This window comes from Parvibaculum sp. (assembly GCF_039680535.1).
In the GTDB taxonomy this organism is placed as follows: domain Bacteria; phylum Pseudomonadota; class Alphaproteobacteria; order Parvibaculales; family Parvibaculaceae; genus Parvibaculum.
On sequence record NZ_JBDKSS010000006.1, the window covers coordinates 17,083 to 38,616 of the forward strand.

The window sequence follows — 21,534 nt, forward strand, 5'->3', positions numbered from 1 at the left end:
GACGACAATGCGGGATATGAATTCTCTGCTTGACGATCGGGCGCCGAGCCGCTCTCTCGGAAGGACGATTGCGTGATGGCATCTGCGGAAACGCTGGCGAGGATGAAGTCGGTCGTCGGCCCCAAGGGCTTTGTCGACACCGAAGCCGACATGGCGCCCTATCTCGTCGAACGGCGCGATCTCTACAAGGGCCGCGCGGCGGCGATCCTGAAACCCGCCTCCACGGAAGAAGTCGCCGCGCTGATGCGCATTGCCCATGAAACCGGAACGCCTGTGGTGCCGCAAGGCGGCAATACGGGCCTTGTCGGCGGGCAGATTCCCTTCGAGACGGGCAAGGAGGTCGTGCTCTCGCTCCAGCGCATGAACCGCATCCTTGCGCTCGATACCGGCAACAATACGCTCACGGTCGAGGCAGGCGTTACGCTCGCCGCAGCGCAGGCTGCCGCCAGAGATGCCGACCGCCTCTTCCCCTTGAGCCTCGCCTCCGAGGGGAGCTGTCAGATCGGCGGCAACCTCGCCACCAATGCCGGCGGCACGGCGGTTCTTCACTACGGCAATGCGCGCGATCTCGTGCTCGGACTCGAAGTCGTTCTGGCCGACGGACGCATCTGGAGCGGGCTCAAAGGTCTGCGCAAGGACAATACGGGTTACGACCTGAAGCAGGTCTTTCTTGGCTCCGAAGGCACGCTTGGCATCATCACCCGCGCGGTTCTGAAACTCTTCCCGCTCCCGCGCGCCATGGCGACTGCCTTCGTTGCGGTTCCGAATGTCGAAGCGGCGGTGAAACTTCTGCGCCTCGCCGATGCCACGACGGGCGGGCTCGTGACCAGTTTCGAGCTCATGCCCCGCATCGGCATCGATTTCGTGGTGAAGCATCTGCCCGGCGCAACCGATCCGCTGAAGGCGCCATCGCCCTGGTATGTGCTGATCGAACTCTCGGCGGGCAATGACAGCGAGGGCCTCGCCGCAACGCTCGAAGCCCTGCTGGGTGGCGCGATGGAGAAATCTCTCGTCTCCGATGCCGCCATTGCGGCATCGGAAGCGCAGCGTGCCGCCTTCTGGCGCATGCGCGAATCCATGTCGGATGTGCAGAAGATGGAAGGCGGCAGCATCAAGCACGACGTCTCGGTGCCCGTGTCATCGGTCGCCGAATTCATCGCCCGCGCCACAAAGGCTGTAGAGGCGGCGCTGCCGGGCATACGCCCCGTGCCCTTCGGCCATGTCGGCGACGGCAATATCCATTTCAACCTGAGCCAGCCGGTCGGGGCCGACAGGGCGGGCTACCTTGCCCGGTGGGATGAAATGAGCGCCATCGTGCATGGCATCGTCCGCGACCTCGGCGGCTCGATCAGCGCCGAGCACGGCATCGGTCGCATGAAGCGCGACGAGATCGCCGAGACGAAATCCCCTGTCGAGATGGAACTGATGCGCGCGTTGAAGCACGCGCTCGATCCGAAGGGAATTCTCAATCCTGGAAAAGTTCTGACGGCAAGATGAGCGGCCCGCTCAGTCTGCCGTGCGCGCCAGCGGACTGCCGATAGGCAGGTTCTGCGCGGGCACGATCAGCACCTTGTCGATGCGCGGTCCGTCCATGTCGACGATCTCGAAACGATAGCCGTTCCAGCCGAAATAGTCGCCTTCGCGCGGCAGGCGCCCGAACCAGTTGAACATCACGCCCGCCAGCGTGTTCACTTCGACATGTTCGTCGCCGGGCAGCTTCGACAGGTTGAGCATACGACGCACCTCATCGACCGACACCACGCCATCGACGATATAGGAGCCGTCTTCGCGCGTGACGACCGCAGGGTTCGAGTCCGCCGAATGATCGGTGATGTCGCCGATCATGGCGAAGAAAATCTCCGCCATGGTGATCGAGCCGACGACGTCGCCATATTCGTCGATGACAAAGGCCATATACATGTTGTCGGCCTGAAGGATGCTCAACGCCTTGAGCACCGACGTCGTGCGCGGCACATAGAGCGGCGGCGACATCCTGCTCAGCATCTCCTCGTTGGAGCGCGGCGTCATGTAGATATCCTCGAGCCGGACGAAGCCCAGCGGCTCGCCGTTCGCGCCCCTGCGGATCGGATAGCGCATCTTCTGTTCGGAGCGGATCAGCGCGAGGTTTTCTTCAACCGTGAAATCCGTATCGAGCCAGACCATCTGCACGCGCGGCGTCATGATCTCGGTGACGCGCGTATCGCCGAGGCCGAAAACGCGATTGACGATGTCGCGCTCGACGCCGTCGATGGCGCCCGCGGCCGCGCCCTCCTCGACCAGATGCTTGATCTCTTCTTCCGTGACCCGCGGCACCTGCTGACCGGTAATGCCATAGAGCTTCAACACCGCTTCCGTCGACCACGAAAGGAGGTCGACCGCGGGTCCGAGGAAGCGCGACAGCGCCGTCATGGGGCGCGCAATGGTGGCCGCAATCGCTTCCGGATTGGCGAGGGCGAGGCGCTTCGGGACGAGTTCACCCAGAATGAGCGAGAGGTAGGTGATCGCGAGAACCACCGCGCCGAGACTCACCTGTTCGGCATAGGCTCCGACGAAGGGCAGCGGCGCCAGCACCTTGGCGACCGGCTCGGACAGGGTCGCGCCACCGAAGGCGCCGCTGAAGACGCCGACCAGCGTGATGCCGATCTGCTGGGCGGAGAGGAACCGTCCGGGCTCCGCATGAAGCGCAAGCGCCGCCTCATAGCCTGTCGTATTGCCGCTGCTGCGCTTGCGGGCGGACAGCAGCGCCTGGAGCCGCTGACGGCGCGCGGAGACGATCGCCATTTCTGCGAGCGAGAAATACCCGTTCAGAAGGATCATCACGAGCAGAATGACTATGTCAGATAGCATCTTGTTCCCGGGAACCACGGCCGGCTTTCATTATACAGGCACATGGGCATTTCGCGCGAATGACTTAAGACCTCACGCTATATGTGGAAATCGGTTACACCAAGCGTCGATATATGCCAGGCTTTCGCGCTTTCTCACCTTTTTGGGGAAGCCTCATGACCGACACCGCGCCGCCCTCCCGTCTCGAATCAAGGCCCCGCCTTTCCATACGCCCCGCCCGCGACGGGGACGTGCCCGCCCTTGTGCGCCTTTGGGACGCCTGCGGCCTCACCCGCCCCTGGAACGACGCCCCGACCGATATCGCCTTCGCCCGCCGGGGACCGAACTCGGATGTTCTGGTAGCGGAAGACGAAGGCAAGCTCCTCGCCGCCGTGATCGTCGGCCATGACGGGCACCGGGGCGGCGTCTACTACGTCTCGTCGGACCCGGAGCATCGCTGGCAGGGCTATGGCCGCCTCATCATGGAAGCCGCCGAAGCCTGGCTCGTGCAGCGCGGCGCCTGGAAGCTGAACCTCTTCGTCCGCAAGTCGAACGTCCCCGTCATCGACTTCTACAAATCGCTCGGCTATGGCGAGGACGAAACGGTTCCCCTGTCGAAGCGGTTGCAACCCATGCCGCATATCGATCCCGACGCGCCGCGGTGATCAGAACAGGCTGCTCTGCCGATCGTCCGCAGGCTTCCTTTTCTTCTTCTCCGGCACGGGGTCGGGCGGCGTCACATGCGCCTCGACAATCAATCCCGACTGATCGTTCGCGACGCTGTTCACGGCTGTGCCGACCGGAGTGGCATCGAGAAGATCGTCGGGTGCCGGCTTCATCAGCGCCGCGAGTTCCCTCGGCGTCGCCGCCGGGTCGAGCCAGAGCGCCCAATCCTTCTCGTCGAGAATGACCGGCATGCGATTGTGGATCGGCGCAAGCGTGGCGTTGGCGTCGGTCGTCACCACGGCGCAGCTATCAAGCTCGCTCCCGTCCGCAGGCATCCAGTTGTCCCAGATCGCCGCCATGGCGAAGGGCTTCCCGTCGCGGCGGCGGATGTAATATGGCTGCTTGGGCCCCCTCCCCTTTGCCTGCCATTCATAAAATCCGTCCGCCGGCATCAGGCAGCGATGATGCCGGAAGGCGCCGCGAAAGGAGGGCTTGTCGGCAATCGTCTCCGCCCGCGCATTGATGAGCAGGGATTGCGGCTCCTCCTTCGCCCATGAAGGCACGAGCCCCCAGCGCACCAGCGCAAAATGCCGCCTGCCGCCTTCGACACGGATAATGGGCACGGGCTGCGTCGGCGCCACATTGTAGCGCGCCGGAAAGTTGGGATGTTCCACGAAGCCGAAAAGCGCCCGCATGGGCGCCGGCGGTGTGGTGATGGTGTAGCGTCCGCACATGTGGCGAGCTTAACGGGAGGGCGACAAGGCCCAAAGTTATATTGTATCATTCGCCCATGGCTGAGCATCGCATGGGCGCCCGCCGGGACGCCGACAAACCGCACAACCACGACGCCTGCATCGACACGGCGATTGCGCGTGCGCGGACGCTTTGCGAGGAGCGCTCGGTTCAGCTCACCCCCATTCGCGAGAAGGTGCTGCAGATCGTCTGGCGCTCGCACAAGCCGGTCGGCGCCTATCAGGTGCTGGACGAACTTGCCCGTACGCACAAGGCGGCGCGGCCGCCCACGGTCTATCGCGCGCTCGACTTCCTCATCGCCGAAGGGCTCATTCACAAGATCGAGTCGCTCAATGCCTATCTCGGCTGCGGTGAGGCGGGCGTGGCCCATACGAGCCAGTTTCTCATCTGCCGGGCTTGCGGCACGGCCGAGGAGATCGTGGACCCAAAGCTCGATCAGGCCCTCGACGCCGCGGCAAAGCGGGCCCGGTTTACCATCGAACGCAAGGTGGTCGAGATTGCCGGTCTTTGCAGCCGCTGCGCCGGCTGACGCATGACATCCCTTCATCTAGACTTGCGGCCACAAGCGAAATCCTTCGTTGCGCACTGCGCCCCATCGGAATCCATCATGACCTTGCGCCTTGCGGCTCCCGCCGCTCTCATTCTCGCCCTGTCGCTTCTCGCGAGCGGTTCCGCCCTTGCAGGAGATGCCTTTGCCGAGGGCGCCCGCTCAGGTCCCTTCGTGGCGACCAAGCGGACGCTCACCGAGCTTGCCAGGGATGGCTATGAAATACGCGGCAATCTCGGCACGGCGCTGGTGCTGCAGAAGCAGGCCTCGATCTATTCCTGCACGATCCCGCCGGACCCCGAGCATCTGAGCTATCAGCCCCGTTTCGTCTGTTCGGAGCTGCGGGAAGAGGCGCCGGGGAACACGGCTGCCCCTGCGCAATCCGGTCTCACGCCCGGAACGCATTGAGCGCGGGCGGCCAAGAGGGCATAAAAGCCCCACAAGAATTCAAATCAGGGAGAGACTCATGGCTTACAAACCCTTCGATCTCACGGGCAAGGTCGCGCTGGTCACCGGCGGCAATGGCGGCATCGGCCTCGGCATGGCCGACGCCATCGCCCAGGCCGGCGGCACGGTCGCCATCTGGGGCACCAACGAGGAAAAGACGGCCAAGGCGGTCGAGAAGCTGAAGGCGCATGGCGGCAAGGTCTATGCGCGTAAGGTGGACGTCTCCAAGGAACAGGAAGTCGTCGACGGCATCGACGCGACGGTCGCCGAACTCGGCCGCATCGACAGCGTCTTCGCCAATGCGGGCGTCGGCTTCGGCGCGCCCTCCTTCATCGGAATGACGACCGAGATCTACCGCAAGACGCTGGCCGTCAATCTCGACGGCGTGTTCTGGACGCTGCGCGAAGCCTCGCGCCACATGGTCGAGCGCGCCAAGACCGGCGACACGGGCGGATCACTCATCGGCGTGGCAAGCCTCGCCGCCATCGAGGGCGCCGCGCGCAATCAGGCCTATGCGGCCACCAAGGGCGCGGTCATCTCCATGATCAAATCCTGCGCCGTCGAATTCGCGCGTTACGGCATTCGCGCCAACGCCATCCTGCCGGGCTGGATCGCCACCGATATGACGGCGGGCGCTCAGGCAAACAGCGCATTCGCCGAAAAGGTGATCCCGCGCGTTCCCGCCCGCCGCTGGGGCGAGCCGGAGGACTTCGGCGGCGTCGCGATCTATCTGACCTCGAACGCCTCGTCCTACCACTCGGGCGATACCTTCATCATCGACGGCGCCTACTCGATCTTCTGATCGCCGCCGCTTTCGCCGGAATCGCGTCCCGCCCCCCCAAAGGGCGGGACGTGCTGTTTCGGAGGCCTGCCCTGCTTCCCGCCATGAATGAACGAACCGCAACGCAGCGGCGCGACCACGACTGTGGCCGATGGATCACGGCCGTTAACCTCTCTTTCACGACACAGGCGACTTTTCCCCGAAATATGGTACAAGAGCCCTGTTTGGGCGGTTTGGGTACCAGATGGGGACGTTCTCCATCGCTACGCCGCCCTTGCCCTCTCCCCGGGGGCGCAAGCAGAGGGCGTGATGGCCGAAGATTCTTCCGGTGATTCCTTGTTCAGCTCGATCGACGACGAAGGTCTCGACCCCTCCGCCCCGAATGAGAGTGAACAGCGCCGCATGGCGCTGCAGAACATTCTGGATGCCTGGGACGAGGCATTGGCCGAAGGCGTCTCCGCCGACATCCTCGCCACGACCGCGATCTTCGCCGCCCTGTCCGACATGGTAGAGGCCTATGGCGAGGAAGCCGTGGCCGAAATGGCCGCCGGCCTACCCGATCGCGTCCGTCAGGGCGAGTTCACGCTCAACCGCGTGGTCAACTGACCTCGCGGCTTCCCTTCAGATCATCACTTCGATGAGGCGCGGGCCCTTGGCCTTGATCGCGCTCGAATAGGCGTCGGCGAATTCTTCCGCCGTCTCGACGCGCGTCGCCTCGACGCCCATGCCCTGCGCGAGATGCACCCAGTTCAGTTCCGGGTTGTGCAGATCGAGCATGGAGAGGGCCTTGGGGCCCGGATTGCCGGCGCCGACCCGCGCAAGCTCGATATTCAGGATCGCATAGGAGCGATTGGCGAAGATGACGTTCACGACGTCGAGCTTCTCGCGCGCCTGTGTCCACAGCGCCTGCAACGTGTACATCGCGCCGCCATCGCCATGGAGACAGACGACCTTGCGGTCAGGCTTCGCCACTGCCGCGCCCGTCGCCAGCGGAAGCCCCTGACCGATCGAACCGCCCGTGAGCGACAGATAGTCGTGAAAGGGTGCTGACGCCGTCGCGATCATCGAGCCGAGGCCCGACGTTGCCGCCTCGTCGGAGATGATCGCGCCTTCGGGCAGGAAATGCGCGATGATCTGGCCGGCGCTGAACTGATCGAGCCTGCCCTTCGGCAGGTCGCCCTTCGTTCCCTGCGCCACATGAATCGGCTCCTTCGGCGCGCCGAGCGCGTCCGCCAGCGCTTCGAGCGCGGCGACGCCGTCTTCATGCGGCTGCGCGAGATAATGGATCTTCGCGCTTTCGGGCGCGCAGTAGCTCGCCTTGCCCGGATAGGCGAAGAAGGAAACCGGCGGCTGCGCGCCGACAAGGATCAGCTCTTCGACATCCTTGAATGTGTCGACGATCTGCTCGGCGAAATAGGGAATGCGCTCGACGGCGACGACGCCCGCCCCACGCTCGAGACGCGGCGCGAATGTATCGCACATGATGCGCACGCCGGTCTTCGCCGCGATGCGGCCCGCCGCGTGCAGGCCGCGCTTCCGAAGCCCAAGACCCCGAATGATGATTGCCGCCTTGCGGCCGCTCTTCAGCGCCCTGGCTACGAGATCGACCGTCTCGGGCGCAACGGGCGCAGGGCCAGCCACGGGCAGCGCGGGCGCAGGGCCGTCCGCTTCGAGCCAAGCGGTGTCGGCTGGAAGGATGAGCGTCGCGATCCGGCCGGGAGCGGAGCGCGCCGCCTGCACCGCGCGGGCGCCATCGGCGGCGACGGTCTTCGAATTCGGGCTCGAATGCAGCCAGCCGGAAACGGGCCGCGCGAAACCGGCGAGGTCGGAGGCGAGCGGCGCATCGTATTGCGCGTGATAGGTCGCATGGTCGCCGACGATATTGACGATGGGCGTCGAGGCGCGGCGCGCATTGTGGAGATTGGCGAGACCATTGGCGAGGCCCGGCCCGAGATGGAGAAGCGTCGCCGCGGGCTTGTCCGCCATGCGGCCATAGCCGTCGGCCATGCCCGTCACCGCGCCCTCGAACAGGCCGAGAACCGCGCGCATGCCATCGACCTTGTCGAGAGCGGCGACGAAATGCATTTCGGATGTACCGGGATTGCTGAAGCAGACCTCGACGCCGGATGCCACAAGCGTCCGCACCAGGCTCTCTGCGCCGTTCATCTCACTCATCCCCGTCTCCCGTATTTTTTATCTATGCGGCTTTGTCGCGCGTCGCGAGCTTAACCGAAAAAGCGCCAGGCCACACGCCCGAGCACAACGAGCCCAAACAGCGTGATGAGGCCGCCCGAGACATGATTGACCAGTTCGAGCATGTGGTCGTTCATGCGTTGGCGGAAAAGACTGACAAAGCCGGAAAGCCCCGCCCACCAGAGCATCGAACCGAGAAAGACGGAGCCCACCAGCATAGCCGCGTGGCCGTACCCATTGCCCTGCACCGTCAGCCCGGACACGCCGCCGAAAATGGCGATGAAGCCGAGCATGGTCGCCGGATTGGTGATGGTGAGCGCGAAAGTCGTCGCGAAGACGCGCGCCAGGGCACCCGACAGATTTTCCTGCACGCCTTCATAAAGGTGAGGGTGCGTCCGAAAGGTGTGAAGGCCGAGCGCAATGAGGAAAATTCCGCCGATAAGCTGCAGCGTCATTTCATGGCGCACGACGAAGTCGATTGCGGCGGTGAGGCCGAAGCCGGCAATTGTCGCAAACAGGCCATCGCCGATAGCCGCTCCCGCGCCGGAAAGAAATCCGATCAGGGAGCCGAAGCGCAGGGTGCGCCGGATGACGATGAGGTTAACGGGGCCGATGGGAGCGGCCACCGCGATTCCGATCGCCAATCCGCTCACCACAAGCCCAAGATCAAGCATCGCCGTCCGTCTTCCTCGTTACACAACCACGACGTCGTTGCCGGGCGGATCTGCATAAAGCTTTTCCACCAATGCGGCCCGTCGGGCAAGTGAGACAGACTGATTGATATACCCCTTGTCGGTCAATTCGCCAGCGCCGATGCTCGGTGGCTCGACCATCAGGAGCGCCCGTTCGATGCGCGTGCTCGATCCGGGATTGTCCTTGTTATGCGCCCGCAGGCCCGCCGCGAGGCCTTCGAGGACGGCAGGATGTCGCACCACGTCCTCGACATTGAGGTCTGGCTCGCCCGCCGCCGCGCGGCAGGCGACGAGATTGGGGAAGCCGAGAATGCCGATATAGTCCCGGTCGAGCCCGGCCACCAGCGCATCCTGCAAAAGCCCGTTCGTGAAGGCCAGCGCATCGACGCGCAGCTTGCCCGCGCTCACCCATGTACCGGTGGAGAGCTTGAAGTCTTCCGCCACACGGCCGTCGAAGACAAGGCCCTCCTCCGGATGCTCCGGGTCGACGAAGCGCGCCCCATCGCCGAGACGATAGAAACCTTCCTCGTCATAGGCTTCCTGCGTCTTCAGCGGATTGTTGAGATAGCCGGGCGTTATGCAGGCGCCGCGCGCGCGCACTTCGAGCTTCTGGCCCACAGGCGCGAGCTTGATCTCGACGCCGGGCAGCGGCAGGCCGATGAGCCCCATGCGCTCCGTCGCCCAATGCACATTCATGATCGTGGGCGCGGTCTCCGTCGCGCCGTAACCCGACGAGAAGACGATGCGCTCGCCCGTGAGGCGGATCGCGACCTGCTGGATGCGCTCGTAGAGGTCCTGCGAGAGAGCGGCGCCGCCATAGGCAAGCGTCCGCAGGCGCGAGAAGAAATGCCGCGCCAGTTCGTCGTCCTTTTCAAGCTCCTCGACGAGCATGTTGTAGCCTGCCGGCACGCTTGAAAAATTGGTCGGCGCGATCTCGCGCAAATTCATCACCGTCTCGGCGAAGCCGCCGGGGACAGGACGTCCGCCATCTAGATAGAGCGTCCCTCCCGCAACCGTGTTGTTGTTGAGGATGGCATTTGCGCCGAAGCAATGGTTCCAGGGCAGCCAGTTGAGCAGCACCGGCGGCACATCGTCTTCTTCCGGCCGCGTCAGGCTGCGCGGCATGACCGAATTCACACACATCATGCGCGCCGTCATGATGACGGCCTTGGGCATCCCGGTGGAACCGGAAGTCAGCATGTATTTCGCGACCGTGTCGTCATTGAGGCGCGCATAGGCGTCTTCCACCGCCTGCCCCGGCACCGTCGCCAGAAGATCGGCGAAGCGCGTGCCATGCGACCCATCCACCGAGACGAGTTCAATGCCTTCGAGATTGAGCGAACCGAGCGCGCGTTCGAAGGGCGCGCCTGACTGCATGAAGATCATCTTCGGCTCGATCAGCCCGAAGACATATTCGAGCTTGTCGAAAGCCGAGCTGATCGTGCTGTAGGACGGAGACACCGGCGCGACGGGCACACCCGCCAGCATCGCGCCATAGGTGATGAGCGCATGCTCGATCGAATTGCCGGACAGGATCATCAGCGGCGTCTTCTGACCGAGCCCCCGATCGAGAAGCGCCTGCGCGATCGCGCTGATCTTCCGTTCGGCATCCTTGTAGGTCAGAAGCTCCCACTCGCCGAAGCCTTCCTTCGCGGGCCTGCGCATGCCGAGCCAGATGCGATCCGGCGCTTCCACCGCCCAGCGGCGGAAAGGCGCGATCAGATTTTCCGGCACACCACGAAGCGGATGCGGATTGCGCAGGATGATGGAGCCATCCTCCCTGCGCTCCACCTCCACCTTGCGCTCGACATATTTCGGCTCACGGAACGGCGGCTTCGACATATCCATGCTTCTCCCCCCAATGCGTCAGGCGTTGACGTCGACGACGACGCGCCCGCGAACCTTGCCCGCGAGGATGTCCTGCCCAAGCTGCGGCACATCCTTCAACGTCGCGCGCGACGTCATCGCATCGAGCTTGGCGAGGTCGAGGTCTTTGGCGAGGCGTGCCCACGCCTTCTCGCGCTTCGCCATCGGCGCCATGACGCTGTCGATGCCGCAAAGCGTGATGCCGCGCAGAATGAAAGGCGCGACGGAGGCCGGAAGGTCGAGCCCTTGCGCGAGGCCGCATGCCGCGACCGCGCCGCCATAACGCGTCATCGACAGGACGTTGGCGAGCGTGTGGCTGCCCACCGCGTCGACCGCGCCCGCCCAGCGCTCCTTGCCGAGCGGACGGCCCGGCGCAGAAAGCTCGTTGCGATCGATGATGTCGGCGGCGCCAAGACCCTTCAGGTAATCCGCTTCGGAGGCGCGGCCCGTCGAGGCGATCACGCGATAGCCGAGCTTCGCCAGAAGAGCGATGGCCACCGAGCCGACACCGCCCGCCGCGCCCGTCACCAGCACATCGCCCTTGTCGGGCGTCACGCCTTCATGCTCAAGAGCGAGCACGCAAAGCATGGCCGTATAGCCTGCCGTGCCGATCGCCATGGCATGGGCGGTCGAGATATTGGCGGGGAGCTTCACCAGCCAGTCACCCTTCACCCGCGCCTTCTGCGCGTAGCCGCCATGATGGCCCTCGCCGACGCCATAGCCGTTAAGCACCACCTTGTCGCCCGGCTTGAAGCCTGCGTGGGAGGATGTCTCGACCGTGCCCGCAAAGTCGATGCCGGGGATCAGCGGGAAGCTGCGGATGATGGGCGCCGAACCCGTCAGCGCCAGCCCGTCCTTGTAATTGACGGTCGAGTAATCGACGGCGACCGTGACATCGCCCTCCATGAGATCGGCAAGCGTGATATCGACGAAATCCGTCTTCTGGCCGGCATCGGATTTCGACACGCGAATGGCGTGAAATGTCTCGGTCATGGGCTTCCCCGCGGGTTTTTCTGACTAAGGGCTTCTGACGGCCCGGCATTTTGGGAAACAAACGAACCCAAATCGCCGCCCCGGTCAAGCCAGGCCTTCCGCCGCGTCGAGGCCGCCGGCAGCAGCCCCGCTTCGCGAGTGCCAATGCGAATGTCACACAAAGGAAAAATTGCAGGCAGATGAGCGCGCCGGCGTCGACGCGCCGCCTGCCCCTTCGCTAGGATTCGTTCATCGGCGCGATGAGCCGAACGAGTCGTTGGGCCTCACGCGTCCGTCATTTGGACAGCAGGGGGTGCTTGCGTGACGACAGTTTCCGAGTTCGCCAGGATGCTCGACGGGTACCGGCTGATCACCGCCGAAATCCTCTACCACATGCCGGATCATCCCGGCCTTTTCCAGACGTTCATCTGGCAGGAATACGACCTCGCGCCGCGCTATCCGGCGCTGACGAAGTTCCTCGACCATTGGGAGAAAAACCTCGAAGGCCCGCTGCACTCCGTGCGCGTTGCGACGAAGCGGATCATCAGCCCGGCCGAATTTCCGTATGCAAACTATATGGCGACGTTGCACTAAAGCGAACGACGTCAGCCCCTCGGAAGCGCCCTGAAAAAGGTCATGGGGTCGTCAAACGTCACACAGTTATACAGCAGCCACCCACCTGCGCCTCTTCTCCCGGCGATCGGCTGGACGAACTTATCTATATGCGTTAGGAAAAACATCATTCATTTTCCTGCACAAAGACTCATGAAATATCTACTTTGGTTGACAACCCCGCTCTTTCTCATTTTTTCAATCTACTATGGATTATTCCGCCCCCCAACAGAAGTGAGTGCGTGCCAGGAAGAGCTCATCAAGCAGTTGGCGGCGCCATCATCTTTTAATCTGATCTCAGCAAAAGTATTTAACGAGAGCGTCTCTGACGAAGAATATCTTCGACTCATAGTTGGCACCCCGCCCCCTCGAGATTTTGACGCCACCAACCAGATGAAGGTGAAGATATACGAATTGGAGATCGAAAATTATCGAGGAGATATAAAGATTGCCGAGTTCGACCTCGCGCAGCTCAAGAAAAAAGCGAGCGATGGATATGCTCCAATAAAGCGAACTGTATTCCTTGAATACGATGCTCAGAACAGCTTCGGAGCGCTCTTGCGTGACGTGTACACTTGTGAATACGCCTTGGAGCGCGCCACAGATCGTGTAACCACCCCTGTTCTCAACAGGCACGATCGGCGCAAATTCGAGGCAGAGAGAGAGGAGAGGTGGCTAAGCAACCAAGGCTCTAACTGAGCCCCTCAGATCCGCTGCAGGGACAGTGATTGAATTAGTCGACGCTAATTCGAACATCAGCCATCAGCGAACCTAAAACGCCGTAAAACTTCGCATCGATATACTGCTTAAAAGCCTGACAGCAATGCTTCACTAGGGCCTACCCCTTCGGCAGCGCCTCCAGGAAGACGATCGGCTCGCCGGTCGCGGCGCCGATCAACTCGTCGTTCCACATGACGCGGCGCCCGCGCACCACCGTACCGATGGGCCAGCCGGTGACGGTCTTGCCATCATAGGGCGTCCAGCCGCATTTGCTGGCGATCCAGTCGTTGGTGATCGTGCGCTTCGCCTTCATGTCGACGATGGTAAGGTCGGCATCGTAGCCCACCGCGAGGCGGCCCTTGCGCGCCATGCCGAACACGCGCTGCGGCCCATGCGACGTGAGATCGACGAAACGCTCGATCGTCAGCCTGCCCGCATTCACATGGTCGAGCATGATCGGCACCAGCGTCTGCACACCGGGCATGCCGGAGGGGCATTTCGGATAGGTCTCGGCCTTTTCCTCGCGGGTATGCGGCGCGTGGTCGGAACCGAGAACATCGACCACACCGGCAGCGAGTCCCGCCCAGAGCCCGGCGCGGTGATGCGCGTCGCGGATCGGCGGGTTCATCACGGCGTAGGAGCCGAGTTCCTCGTAGCATTCCGGCGCGGCAAGCGTCAGATGCTGCGGCGTCACCTCGACGCTGGCAATGTCCTTCGCGGCGGCGAGCAGCGGAATTTCATCGGCGGTCGAGACATGCAGCACATGAATGCGCTTGCCCGCCTCGCGCGCGAGCCGGAGAAGCCGCGTCGTGCAAAGCACCGCCGCCTCTGCATCGCGCCAAACCGGATGCGTCTCGACCTTGCCGAGCTCGGCAAGCGGACGCCGGTCGCGCAGGCGGAATTCATCTTCCGAGTGAACCGCCGCGCGGCGGCTGATCGCGCCGAGCACGCGGGCGACGTCCTCATCGCTCGCGACGAGAAGCGTGCCGGTGGATGAGCCCATGAAAATCTTGATGCCGCAGCACCCAGCCATGCGCTCGATCTCCGGCAGCAGATCGACATTCTCGGTCGTCGCGCCGCCATAGAAGGCGAAGTCGCAATACATGCGGTGGGTCGCGCGAGCGACCTTGTCGGCAAGCGCATCCGGCGTCGTCGTCGGCGGCTTGGTATTCGGCATTTCGAAGACGGAGGTCACGCCGCCCAGCGCCGCCGCACGGCCGCCCGACTCCAGGTCTTCCTTGTGCTCGTTGCCGGGCTCGCGCAGATGCACCTGACTGTCGACGACGCCGGGCAGCACGTGGAGCCCCGTCACATCGACAATTTCGCCGGCGCTTGCCTGACCGAGATCGCCGATGGCGGCGATGCGCCCGTTCTTCACCGCGACGTCGCCTCGGCCCACGCCGTCATGATTGACGATGGTGCCGCCCCGGAAGATGAGATCGTAGCTGGCGCTCACGCGATGTCCTTTGCCTGAGATTTGGTGTCCGTCCGCGCGAGAAGGGCGCAGGCGGCATCATAAACCTTGTCGACGGAGAGGTCGCGCATGGCGCTCTCGCCCGCATATTTCTCGCCCTCTTCCGCTAGTATCTGCTCGTAGGAGCGCGGGCCGCGCACGCGCGCCGTGTTAGTGCCCCAGGGATCGTAGCGCCCGTCCGGCGTCGGCCCGAAAAGACCGAGCGTGGGCGCGCCGGAGGCCGCCGAGAGATGCATCAGACCGGAATCATTGCCGATATAAAGCCTGATGCGCTCGAAACAAGCCGCGACGAGGCTCAGATCCTCGCCGATCAGTTCGATGCGCCGCTCGTCCGGCACCGCGTCGATGATCGGCTTCGCAAGCTCGCGCTCGCCCGGCGCGGCGGCGATGAGAACGTGAACGTCCTGGAGCGGACCGCCCGGGCCCGTCAGGCGGCGAACAAGCTCTGCCCCATATTCGACCGGCCACATCTTGCGCGGCCAGCTTGCCGAAGGGCCGATGGCCAGCACCACACGGCCATCCGGAATAAGCTCGCGGGCGCGTTTGCGCGCGGCCTCGCCCGGCCAGACGCGCGGCCATGGCGCGGGGTCGAAGCCCGCCACGCCGGCATTGTGAATGACCCTGTGCAGAGTGTGGTTGGCCTTCAGCACATGGCGCTTCTTCGCGCAGAGCAGGTAAGCCGTTGCGGAACCGCGCAGATCGACCACCGCTTCGAAGTGGCGGAACATGGTTTGCCGCAGAAGTTTGCGCCAATGACCGGCCCAAGGGGCCTTTTTGAGGACGATGACCTTTTCGACGCCCGGCGCATGTTCGAAAATGGGAACCGCGAGCGGCCCGCAAGCCACCCAGATTTTCGCGCCCGGATAGCGCTCCATCAGACCGGCCAGAAGGCCGGTCGAGAGCACGGCATCGCCGATCCGGTTTGAGGTGATGAAGAGAATACGCATCCGGCGGAACGCCGACCTTGCCGTGAAATGAAAAAGCGTGCGGAGTATAGGTGCGCTGTCAGGCCGTGCCAAGGCGGGGCGCTTGCGGGCGGCAAAACGGCTCACCAAATGTCCCATGATGCCCGGACCGGGCGGGACAGCAGAACGAAAGTCATAAGAGAGACATGAGCGGCTTGAAGGCGTCGATTTTGCCGGAACGGGGCATTTTGAGGGTCGGCGGTGCCGATGCGCGGCCCTTCCTGCAAGGGCTCATCACCAACAACGTCGATCTGGTAGAGGAAGCGCATGCGGTCTATGCCTGCCTCCTGACGCCGCAGGGCAAGTTCCTGTTCGACTTCTTCATCACCGCCGACGGCGATGCGCTTCTCCTCGATTGCGACGGCGCACGAGCCGCCGATCTCCTGAAGCGCCTCGCCTTCTACAAGCTCCGCGCGGATGTGACGCTGGAAAACCTGAGCGCCAACCGGGCCGTCATCGCCTTCTGGGGCGAGGGCGCGGCGCCCGCCGGGGCGTTGTCCGACCCGAGACTGGCGGCGCTCGGCTACCGTCTTGTCACCTCTTCGCCGGAGGAAGCGCTGAAAGACGCCGCCCCGGCGACCCCCGCCGAATATCACCGCCACCGCATCGCGCTTGGCGTGGGCGATGCCGCGCATGATTTCGAGCCCGACCGCACCTTCCCTCTCGAAGTGAATCTGGACGAACTGCACGGCATCGACTTCAAGAAGGGCTGCTTCGTCGGACAGGAAGTGACCTCGCGCACCAAGCGGCGCGGCAGCGTGAGAAAGCGCCTGATCCCCTGCCGGGTCGAAGGCGACCTGCCGAAGCCGCATACGCCTGTGCGCTCCTCGGGCCGCGAGGCGGGAATGGTGTTTTCCGGCGACGCGGAGACGGGCCGCGTTCTCGCGCTTCTCCGCCTCGATCTCATCGACGGCGCAGTGCTCGAAGCAGGCGACGCCAGCCTTACGCCGGAAAAGCCCGATTGGGCGAATTTCGAACTCGATGGAGCGAACGATGAAGCCTGAAGCTTCGACGGGATGCACATGGCCCGGCACCGATCCGCTCTATCTCACCTATCACGACACCGAATGGGGCGTGCCGGAATATGACGACCGGGCGCTCTTCGAAAAGCTGATCCTCGACGGATTCCAGGCGGGGCTTTCCTGGATCACGATCCTCAGGAAGCGCGAGAATTTCCGCGAGGCCTTCGACTATTTCGATCCAGAGCGCATCGCGCGCTATACGCCCGCCCGCGTCGAGAAACTGCTGAAGAACGAAGGCATCATCCGCCATCGCGGCAAGATCGAAGCGACCATCGGCAATGCGCGCGCCTATGCCGATATTATGGAGCGCGACGGCTTCTCAAATTTCATCTGGAGCTTCGTCGACGGAAAACCGCTGCAGAACAAGTGGAAAAATATCCGCGAGGTTCCGGCAGAAACCGAGATGAGCCAGAAGCTCTCAAAGGCGCTGAAAGCCGAAGGCTTCCGCTTTTGCGGCCCGACGATCGTTTATGCATTTGCGCAAGCGGTCGGAATGGTCAACGATCATATGATCGGATGTACGCGCCACAAGGAATGTGCAGAGCTCGCGCGTAAAAAGCGCTGAAATAACGGCTCTATTTCCGCTTCGCCTTGTTTCGCCACATTGTGGACGCATGCACGTCAAGTTGCCGCTCTAGTTTCGCGTCGTATCGACACACAACGCAGGGAGGCTTGGGACGATGTTCAAACGCCCAAAGGACACGCCGGATTCGAAGCCGACGGAAGACAGGTCGCCGCCAGGCGGCACACGCATCGTCGAGAAAACGGCGCGGACCGAGGGCGATGCTTCGTCCGCCAATCGCGCAGTGACCCCCGCCTATGAGATAAGGAAACCAGCCGTGCGAACGCTTCAGAGCTTTTCATCTTCTTCTGCCAACGCGACGCCGGCCAATCTCCATGTCGGCCGTGGATTGAAGCTCGAAGGCAAGATCGAGTCCTGCGACAGCCTCGTCATCGAGGGCGACGTGCAGGCGACCATCGAGAGCGGCACGCTCACCATCAGCGAAACGGGCGAAGTGCGCGGCGAAGCCACCGTCGATCAGGCGGAAATCCAGGGCCGCTTCGACGGAACGCTCGTCGTCCGCAAATGCCTGACGATCAACTCGACCGGCAAAGTCACCGGCACGATCCGTTATGGAGAACTCAAGGTCGAACAGGGAGGCCGCCTGACCGGCCAGATTGAGGCCGCCGATGCGGGCGCAGGCAGCGGCACCCGTCCGTCGGCGCCGGCCGCTTCGCCTGTCTCCAGAAGTCCCGTTGAATCGCCTGAATAAGCCGACGCAAGGGGACCCAGCCTGCGTGCGCGTATTCGGACGCTCTCCCGGGGGCGCGCACGCCGGTGTCCGCGAAGCTGAGCCTCGTTCTTGCGATTAACCACCTCATCCGGCCCGACGCAGCGGAACGCTGGCCTTGAAAAAGGTCTGGCGCTTTCGGTGTTCCACCCGCACCGATCGATATTACGGTTAGGGAGTGGAAACCATCGCCGGGGTGTTCTAGTTTAGCGCCCATTCTGGGGTGGGACGTTGCGTCCGGGCGAACCAAAACGGGAGCTAACCCGCAGGCCGCCGGATATCGTGCCGACAATAATCAGGTGTGCAATTGACAAAAGTCGTCATCAGCGGGACCGGCGTATTCACGCCGCCCTATTCGATCAGCAATCAGGAACTCGTCGAATCCTTCAACACCTATGTCCGGAACTTCAACGAGAAGAACGCCGCCGCGATCGCGAAGGGTGAAGTCGAACCGCTGAACGAATCGAGCGCGGAATTCATCCAGAAGGCGTCAGGCATCGAAGCCCGCTATGTGATGAACAAGGACGCGATCCTCGACCCCGAGATCATGGCGCCGCGCCTGCGCCAGCGCTCGAACGAGGAGCCTGGCATTCTCGCCGAAATGGCAGTCGATGCCGCGAAGAAGGCCATGGCGCGCGCGAACAAGACCCCCGCCGATATCGACGCCGTGCTCGTCGCCTGCTCGAACCTCGAGCGTCCCTACCCCGCCATCGCCGTCGAAGTGCAGGACCTGCTCGGCATCGAGGGCTTCGGCTTCGACATGAACGTCGCCTGCTCGTCCGCCACCTTCGCGATTCAGACCGCCTTTGACATGCTGCGCTCGGGCTCGGTGCGCTGCGTCCTCATCGTCGATCCGGAAATCTGCTCGGGCCACCTCAATTTCCGCGACCGCGACAGCCACTTCATCTTCGGCGACGTCTGCACCGCCATCATCGTCGAGCGCGAAGAAACCTGCACCGCGAAGGGCGCCTGGGAAGTTCTCGGCACGCGCCTGCTGACGAAGTTCTCGAACAACATCCGCAACAATTTCGGCTTCCTCAACCGCGCGACGCCGGAAGGCATCGGCGCGAAGGACAAGCTCTTCGTTCAGGAAGGCCGCAAGGTTTTCAAGGAAGTCGTGCCGATGGTCTCGAAGCTCATTCTCGAGCACATGGCCGATATGGGCCTCGACCCGCATGAGCTGAAGCGCATGTGGCTCCATCAGGCCAACAAGGGCATGAACGACATGATCGGCAAGAAGGTGCTCGGTCGCGAACCGGGCCCCGGCGAGCAGCCGAACATTCTCAACGAATATGCGAATACGAGTTCTGCCGGCTCGATCATTGCCTTCAGCAAGTATAATGAAGACCTGAAGGCCGGCGATCTCGGCCTCATCTGCAGCTTCGGCGCGGGCTACTCTGCCGGCAACATTCTGGTTCGCAAGCGGGCGTAAAAGCGCTCCCTGCATTTCCCGCTTGCCGTCATGCCGGATAGGGTCCGGCATGACGGCGTAAGCCGGGGCAACACCCGGACGGGTGTCACTTCTTCACATAAGGCTCCAGAGTGACGACGCGGAACGTGTGGCTGACGCCATCGGCTTCCGTGACCGAGAGATATTCGCCGACCTTCACATCGTGCCGGTCGAGCTTGAAGAAGGGTTCTTCGTCGCCCTCGGCCTTCAGGTCATAATCGATGAACCAGCTCTTGCCTGAATGGCGCAGAATCCCGCGGCGGTCATCCGCGTTCTTCCAGAAGCGATGCACGATGCAATCCTTCGTATGGTTCTTCCAGGCCACCGGATCGAGCTTGCCTGCGTTGTCCAGCGGCACGACGAGATCGTAGCCATGGGCGTTTGAGCCCTCGGGAAATTCGTCGTTGCGGGCCAGCACCATGCGGACGCGATAGAGAGTCATATCTTTCTTCCTTCAATGCGGCGCGACGATCAATGCGCCATCAGAACCGGGATCGTAGCATGCGAGCGGATGTGCTGCGTCGCGCCGCCAAGAATGAATTCGCGGAGCCGGCTGTGGCCATATCCGCCGACGACGAGCAGATCGGCGCCGGCCTTTTCCGCATTTGCAAGCAGAACACTGCCGATCGGCTGGCCCTGCGCCTCCACCAGATGGATTTCGGCCGAAACGCCATGCAGCGCGAGATAATCCGCAAGCATGCTGGCTGGCGCCGGATCGAGCTCTTTCCGACCGATACTGAAGATGATGACCCTGTTGGCGCCGTCAAGAAAGGGCATCGCCGCCGTGACGGCATGGGCCGCGACCGGGCTGTCGTCCCAGCCTATGGCGACCGTGCCGCCAATGGCGGGCACCGCCGCCTTGGGCGCGATCAGAACCGGGCGGCCCGCGCTCATCATCGCCGCTTCGAGCGTGCTGCCGCCGGCGACGCCGGATGTCGCCTCACCGAAGACAATGATGTCCGAGAGTTGGGCATGCGCCGCCACGACGTCGTCGCGATGGCCGGTCACATCGAGAAAGCGCGCGGAAGGGAGCGTGCCCGCGGCGGATTCCCTGACCAGAGGAATGCCCGACTTTTGCACCGCATTGGCAAAGCTCTCGCGCGCCTTGCCGGAAGAAACGTCGGAGGCCTCCTTCGCCGCCTTCATCAATTGCTCGATCACCTGGCCGGAGACGCCATCGCCAAGATAAGGCAAGGCTTCTGTCGGGTCGGGCCGCACGAAAAGACCCACCACCTGTGCGCCGAATTTCCGCGCGACCGCCAGCGCCGTGCTGACCACGGGCGCCTCTGCATTCACGCCAGAAAGCGGAACGAGAATCTTGCGAATGCTCATCGCCCGGTCTCCTTTTTCAGGTCTTCTGGGTTGATGGAGGCGCCTTGCAGATCACGCCCGGCGCCAAGGAGGAGGAGAGGACAACCGGCCGCGGCCGAAAGCCTCGCCGCATCTTCATCGCTGCCGAGTCGCTCCGCATTGATGACAATCAATCCCGCGTTCGCCCGTCGCGCCGCCGCGGCGATTTCGGCCATGTCGCGGCCGACGATAGGCAGTCGATAGAAGGGAAGCCCGGCCCGCGCCGCCAATGCTTCCGCAAAGCCGCTGCAGATCTGCCCGATGCTCGACCCATCGTCGACGGCGGCGATCGGCCGCGCCATCCGCGCCGCGGCAGCGGGTCTGTCCATCCGCGAGGCCGCGCCTGCAAAAAGCGCCCCCACGCCGACACCTCGCGCGACCAGCAGGACATCCGCCCGCACTTCATGCGTGGCGGAACGCACGGCACGCCCGATTTCTCCCGCTGTTCCTTCCGGCGCGCGAAGAACGAGCGTATCTCCCGAGCTTGCGAAGGTGGCGAGCGATGTCAGCGGGCGCCCGCGCGCAATGTCGAAGCTCCAGTCCACATGCGCCTCGGAGGCAACGCGCTGCAATACGCGCCGCGCGGTCTCGGCCTGCGCCCTCATGTCCCGCAGCATCCGCCCATGTTCGATCTGACGCACTTCGCCGGACAGCGATATCTCTCTTGCAAAAGGCAACCCGCAGAGCGACAGAAGGTTTTCATCCTCGACGAATATGCCCTTGAGTCGCGCATCGACAGAGGCCGCAAGGCGCACCGCCAGCGAAAGAGCCTCGCGCGCCACGGAATGGGTATCAAGCCCGACGACGACGCGATTCAGCGTCTTGTGCTTTTCAGCAGACGCGGAAGCCCCTTCTCCCTCATGGGAGCGATTGGAGGGTTCTGTCACTCCCTTCCTCTCCGCCATC

Annotated in this window: 23 protein-coding genes; 12 read left to right on the plus strand and 11 right to left on the minus strand. The window is 63.4% G+C overall.

Annotated elements, in window-relative coordinates:
* Positions 1-75 precede the first annotated feature (75 nt).
* Positions 76-1,497 (plus strand): FAD-binding oxidoreductase, encoded by a 1,422-nt coding sequence (locus ABFC66_RS03815; RefSeq protein ID WP_346739636.1) that lies wholly within the window; start codon positions 76-78, stop codon positions 1,495-1,497.
* A 9-nt stretch (positions 1,498-1,506) separates the two neighbouring features.
* Here ABFC66_RS03815 and ABFC66_RS03820 read toward each other — a convergent pair whose 3' ends face one another.
* The gene (locus ABFC66_RS03820; protein ID WP_346739637.1) at positions 1,507-2,847 is read right to left on the minus strand and encodes a hemolysin family protein; all 1,341 of its coding nucleotides are present in this window, start codon (positions 2,845-2,847) and stop codon (positions 1,507-1,509) included.
* Positions 2,848-3,002: 155 nt separating this feature from the next.
* On the opposite strand from ABFC66_RS03820, the gene ABFC66_RS03825 reads away from it, so the two are divergent.
* The gene (locus ABFC66_RS03825; protein WP_346739638.1) at positions 3,003-3,491 is read left to right on the plus strand and encodes a GNAT family acetyltransferase; all 489 of its coding nucleotides are present in this window, start codon (positions 3,003-3,005) and stop codon (positions 3,489-3,491) included.
* On the opposite strand, the gene ABFC66_RS03830 is transcribed toward ABFC66_RS03825, so the two are convergent.
* Positions 3,492-4,226: an SOS response-associated peptidase gene (locus tag ABFC66_RS03830; protein ID WP_346739639.1), complete on the minus strand. Its 735-nt coding sequence runs from the start codon at positions 4,224-4,226 to the stop codon at positions 3,492-3,494.
* Positions 4,227-4,282: 56 nt separating this feature from the next.
* Here ABFC66_RS03830 and ABFC66_RS03835 point away from each other — a divergent pair, with 56 nt between their 5' ends.
* The 4 genes from ABFC66_RS03835 (at position 4,283) to ABFC66_RS03850 (ending at position 6,626) form a co-directional block, all read left to right on the plus strand.
* Positions 4,283-4,774 (plus strand): Fur family transcriptional regulator, encoded by a 492-nt coding sequence (locus tag ABFC66_RS03835; protein ID WP_346739640.1) that lies wholly within the window; start codon positions 4,283-4,285, stop codon positions 4,772-4,774.
* Positions 4,775-4,852: 78 nt separating this feature from the next.
* The gene (locus ABFC66_RS03840; protein ID WP_346739641.1) at positions 4,853-5,200 is read left to right on the plus strand and encodes a hypothetical protein; all 348 of its coding nucleotides are present in this window, start codon (positions 4,853-4,855) and stop codon (positions 5,198-5,200) included.
* 58 nt (positions 5,201-5,258) lie between these two features.
* Positions 5,259-6,041 (plus strand): SDR family oxidoreductase, encoded by a 783-nt coding sequence (locus ABFC66_RS03845; protein WP_346739642.1) that lies wholly within the window; start codon positions 5,259-5,261, stop codon positions 6,039-6,041.
* 288 nt (positions 6,042-6,329) lie between these two features.
* Positions 6,330-6,626 carry a hypothetical protein gene (locus ABFC66_RS03850; RefSeq protein ID WP_346739643.1) on the plus strand — a complete coding sequence of 99 codons (297 nt, stop codon included), beginning with the start codon at positions 6,330-6,332 and terminating at the stop codon, positions 6,624-6,626.
* 15 nt (positions 6,627-6,641) lie between these two features.
* Here ABFC66_RS03850 and ABFC66_RS03855 read toward each other — a convergent pair whose 3' ends face one another.
* The 4 genes from ABFC66_RS03855 to ABFC66_RS03870 are packed head-to-tail and all read right to left on the minus strand — an operon-like array spanning position 6,642 to position 11,764.
* The gene (locus ABFC66_RS03855; protein ID WP_346739676.1) at positions 6,642-8,186 is read right to left on the minus strand and encodes an acetolactate synthase large subunit; all 1,545 of its coding nucleotides are present in this window, start codon (positions 8,184-8,186) and stop codon (positions 6,642-6,644) included.
* Positions 8,187-8,245: 59 nt separating this feature from the next.
* Complete coding sequence (locus ABFC66_RS03860; RefSeq protein ID WP_346739644.1) at positions 8,246-8,887, minus strand: LysE family transporter; 642 nt, start codon at positions 8,885-8,887, stop codon at positions 8,246-8,248.
* A gap of 18 nt (positions 8,888-8,905) precedes the next feature.
* Positions 8,906-10,753, minus strand: coding sequence for an AMP-binding protein (locus ABFC66_RS03865; protein WP_346739645.1), 1,848 nt, complete (start codon positions 10,751-10,753; stop codon positions 8,906-8,908).
* An 18-nt stretch (positions 10,754-10,771) separates the two neighbouring features.
* The gene (locus tag ABFC66_RS03870; RefSeq protein WP_346739646.1) at positions 10,772-11,764 is read right to left on the minus strand and encodes an MDR family oxidoreductase; all 993 of its coding nucleotides are present in this window, start codon (positions 11,762-11,764) and stop codon (positions 10,772-10,774) included.
* 300 nt (positions 11,765-12,064) lie between these two features.
* Between ABFC66_RS03870 and ABFC66_RS03875 the strand changes: the two genes are divergently transcribed.
* Together ABFC66_RS03875 and ABFC66_RS03880 are read left to right on the plus strand one after the other, a co-directional pair.
* Positions 12,065-12,337 (plus strand): Usg family protein, encoded by a 273-nt coding sequence (locus ABFC66_RS03875; protein WP_346739647.1) that lies wholly within the window; start codon positions 12,065-12,067, stop codon positions 12,335-12,337.
* A gap of 171 nt (positions 12,338-12,508) precedes the next feature.
* A complete protein-coding gene (locus ABFC66_RS03880; protein WP_346739648.1) occupies positions 12,509-13,054 on the plus strand; it encodes a hypothetical protein in 546 nt (181 codons plus the stop codon).
* A 139-nt stretch (positions 13,055-13,193) separates the two neighbouring features.
* Here ABFC66_RS03880 and ABFC66_RS03885 read toward each other — a convergent pair whose 3' ends face one another.
* Positions 13,194-14,531, minus strand: coding sequence for a dihydroorotase (locus ABFC66_RS03885; RefSeq protein ID WP_346739649.1), 1,338 nt, complete (start codon positions 14,529-14,531; stop codon positions 13,194-13,196).
* Positions 14,528-15,496 carry a glycosyltransferase family 9 protein gene (locus tag ABFC66_RS03890; protein ID WP_346739650.1) on the minus strand — a complete coding sequence of 323 codons (969 nt, stop codon included), beginning with the start codon at positions 15,494-15,496 and terminating at the stop codon, positions 14,528-14,530. The genes ABFC66_RS03885 and ABFC66_RS03890 overlap by 4 nt, the downstream gene beginning before the upstream one ends.
* 164 nt (positions 15,497-15,660) lie before the next feature.
* Between ABFC66_RS03890 and ABFC66_RS03895 the strand changes: the two genes are divergently transcribed.
* From ABFC66_RS03895 to ABFC66_RS03910, 4 genes are all read left to right on the plus strand, one after another.
* Positions 15,661-16,518, plus strand: a complete 858-nt coding sequence (locus ABFC66_RS03895; protein ID WP_346739651.1) for a folate-binding protein — start codon at positions 15,661-15,663, stop codon at positions 16,516-16,518.
* On the plus strand, positions 16,508-17,101 hold the full coding sequence (locus ABFC66_RS03900; protein ID WP_346739652.1) for a DNA-3-methyladenine glycosylase I: 594 nt from the start codon (positions 16,508-16,510) through the stop codon (positions 17,099-17,101). Before ABFC66_RS03895 ends, ABFC66_RS03900 begins: the two co-directional genes overlap by 11 nt.
* A gap of 115 nt (positions 17,102-17,216) precedes the next feature.
* The gene (locus ABFC66_RS03905; RefSeq protein WP_346739653.1) at positions 17,217-17,810 is read left to right on the plus strand and encodes a polymer-forming cytoskeletal protein; all 594 of its coding nucleotides are present in this window, start codon (positions 17,217-17,219) and stop codon (positions 17,808-17,810) included.
* 325 nt (positions 17,811-18,135) lie between these two features.
* Positions 18,136-19,260: a beta-ketoacyl-ACP synthase III gene (locus ABFC66_RS03910; protein ID WP_346739654.1), complete on the plus strand. Its 1,125-nt coding sequence runs from the start codon at positions 18,136-18,138 to the stop codon at positions 19,258-19,260.
* 85 nt (positions 19,261-19,345) lie between these two features.
* Here ABFC66_RS03910 and ABFC66_RS03915 read toward each other — a convergent pair whose 3' ends face one another.
* The 3 genes from ABFC66_RS03915 to ABFC66_RS03925 are packed head-to-tail and all read right to left on the minus strand — an operon-like array spanning position 19,346 to position 21,515.
* On the minus strand, positions 19,346-19,720 hold the full coding sequence (locus tag ABFC66_RS03915) for a hypothetical protein (protein WP_346739655.1): 375 nt from the start codon (positions 19,718-19,720) through the stop codon (positions 19,346-19,348).
* Positions 19,721-19,749: 29 nt separating this feature from the next.
* Positions 19,750-20,610, minus strand: a complete 861-nt coding sequence (locus tag ABFC66_RS03920; protein WP_346739656.1) for a universal stress protein — start codon at positions 20,608-20,610, stop codon at positions 19,750-19,752.
* Positions 20,607-21,515: a hypothetical protein gene (locus tag ABFC66_RS03925; RefSeq protein WP_346739657.1), complete on the minus strand. Its 909-nt coding sequence runs from the start codon at positions 21,513-21,515 to the stop codon at positions 20,607-20,609. The genes ABFC66_RS03920 and ABFC66_RS03925 overlap by 4 nt, the downstream gene beginning before the upstream one ends.
* Positions 21,516-21,534 lie beyond the last annotated feature (19 nt).

Bases quoted from the DNA above. Each gene is read 5' to 3' on its own strand.
- ABFC66_RS03850 (WP_346739643.1), top strand. From the start codon at position 6,330: ATGGCCGAAGATTCTTCCGGTGATTCCTTGTTCAGCTCGATCGACGAC.
- ABFC66_RS03860 (WP_346739644.1), bottom strand. From the start codon at position 8,887: ATGCTTGATCTTGGGCTTGTGGTGAGCGGATTGGCGATCGGAATCGCG.
- ABFC66_RS03815 (WP_346739636.1), top strand. From the start codon at position 76: ATGGCATCTGCGGAAACGCTGGCGAGGATGAAGTCGGTCGTCGGCCCC.
- ABFC66_RS03835 (WP_346739640.1), top strand. From the start codon at position 4,283: ATGGCTGAGCATCGCATGGGCGCCCGCCGGGACGCCGACAAACCGCAC.
- ABFC66_RS03915 (WP_346739655.1), bottom strand. From the start codon at position 19,720: ATGACTCTCTATCGCGTCCGCATGGTGCTGGCCCGCAACGACGAATTT.
- ABFC66_RS03880 (WP_346739648.1), top strand. From the start codon at position 12,509: ATGAAATATCTACTTTGGTTGACAACCCCGCTCTTTCTCATTTTTTCA.
- ABFC66_RS03895 (WP_346739651.1), top strand. From the start codon at position 15,661: ATGAGCGGCTTGAAGGCGTCGATTTTGCCGGAACGGGGCATTTTGAGG.
- ABFC66_RS03920 (WP_346739656.1), bottom strand. From the start codon at position 20,610: ATGAGCATTCGCAAGATTCTCGTTCCGCTTTCTGGCGTGAATGCAGAG.
- ABFC66_RS03870 (WP_346739646.1), bottom strand. From the start codon at position 11,764: ATGACCGAGACATTTCACGCCATTCGCGTGTCGAAATCCGATGCCGGC.
- ABFC66_RS03905 (WP_346739653.1), top strand. From the start codon at position 17,217: ATGTTCAAACGCCCAAAGGACACGCCGGATTCGAAGCCGACGGAAGAC.
- ABFC66_RS03840 (WP_346739641.1), top strand. From the start codon at position 4,853: ATGACCTTGCGCCTTGCGGCTCCCGCCGCTCTCATTCTCGCCCTGTCG.
- ABFC66_RS03820 (WP_346739637.1), bottom strand. From the start codon at position 2,847: ATGCTATCTGACATAGTCATTCTGCTCGTGATGATCCTTCTGAACGGG.
- ABFC66_RS03865 (WP_346739645.1), bottom strand. From the start codon at position 10,753: ATGGATATGTCGAAGCCGCCGTTCCGTGAGCCGAAATATGTCGAGCGC.
- ABFC66_RS03900 (WP_346739652.1), top strand. From the start codon at position 16,508: ATGAAGCCTGAAGCTTCGACGGGATGCACATGGCCCGGCACCGATCCG.
- ABFC66_RS03830 (WP_346739639.1), bottom strand. From the start codon at position 4,226: ATGTGCGGACGCTACACCATCACCACACCGCCGGCGCCCATGCGGGCG.
- ABFC66_RS03890 (WP_346739650.1), bottom strand. From the start codon at position 15,496: ATGCGTATTCTCTTCATCACCTCAAACCGGATCGGCGATGCCGTGCTC.
- ABFC66_RS03845 (WP_346739642.1), top strand. From the start codon at position 5,259: ATGGCTTACAAACCCTTCGATCTCACGGGCAAGGTCGCGCTGGTCACC.
- ABFC66_RS03825 (WP_346739638.1), top strand. From the start codon at position 3,003: ATGACCGACACCGCGCCGCCCTCCCGTCTCGAATCAAGGCCCCGCCTT.
- ABFC66_RS03855 (WP_346739676.1), bottom strand. From the start codon at position 8,186: ATGAACGGCGCAGAGAGCCTGGTGCGGACGCTTGTGGCATCCGGCGTC.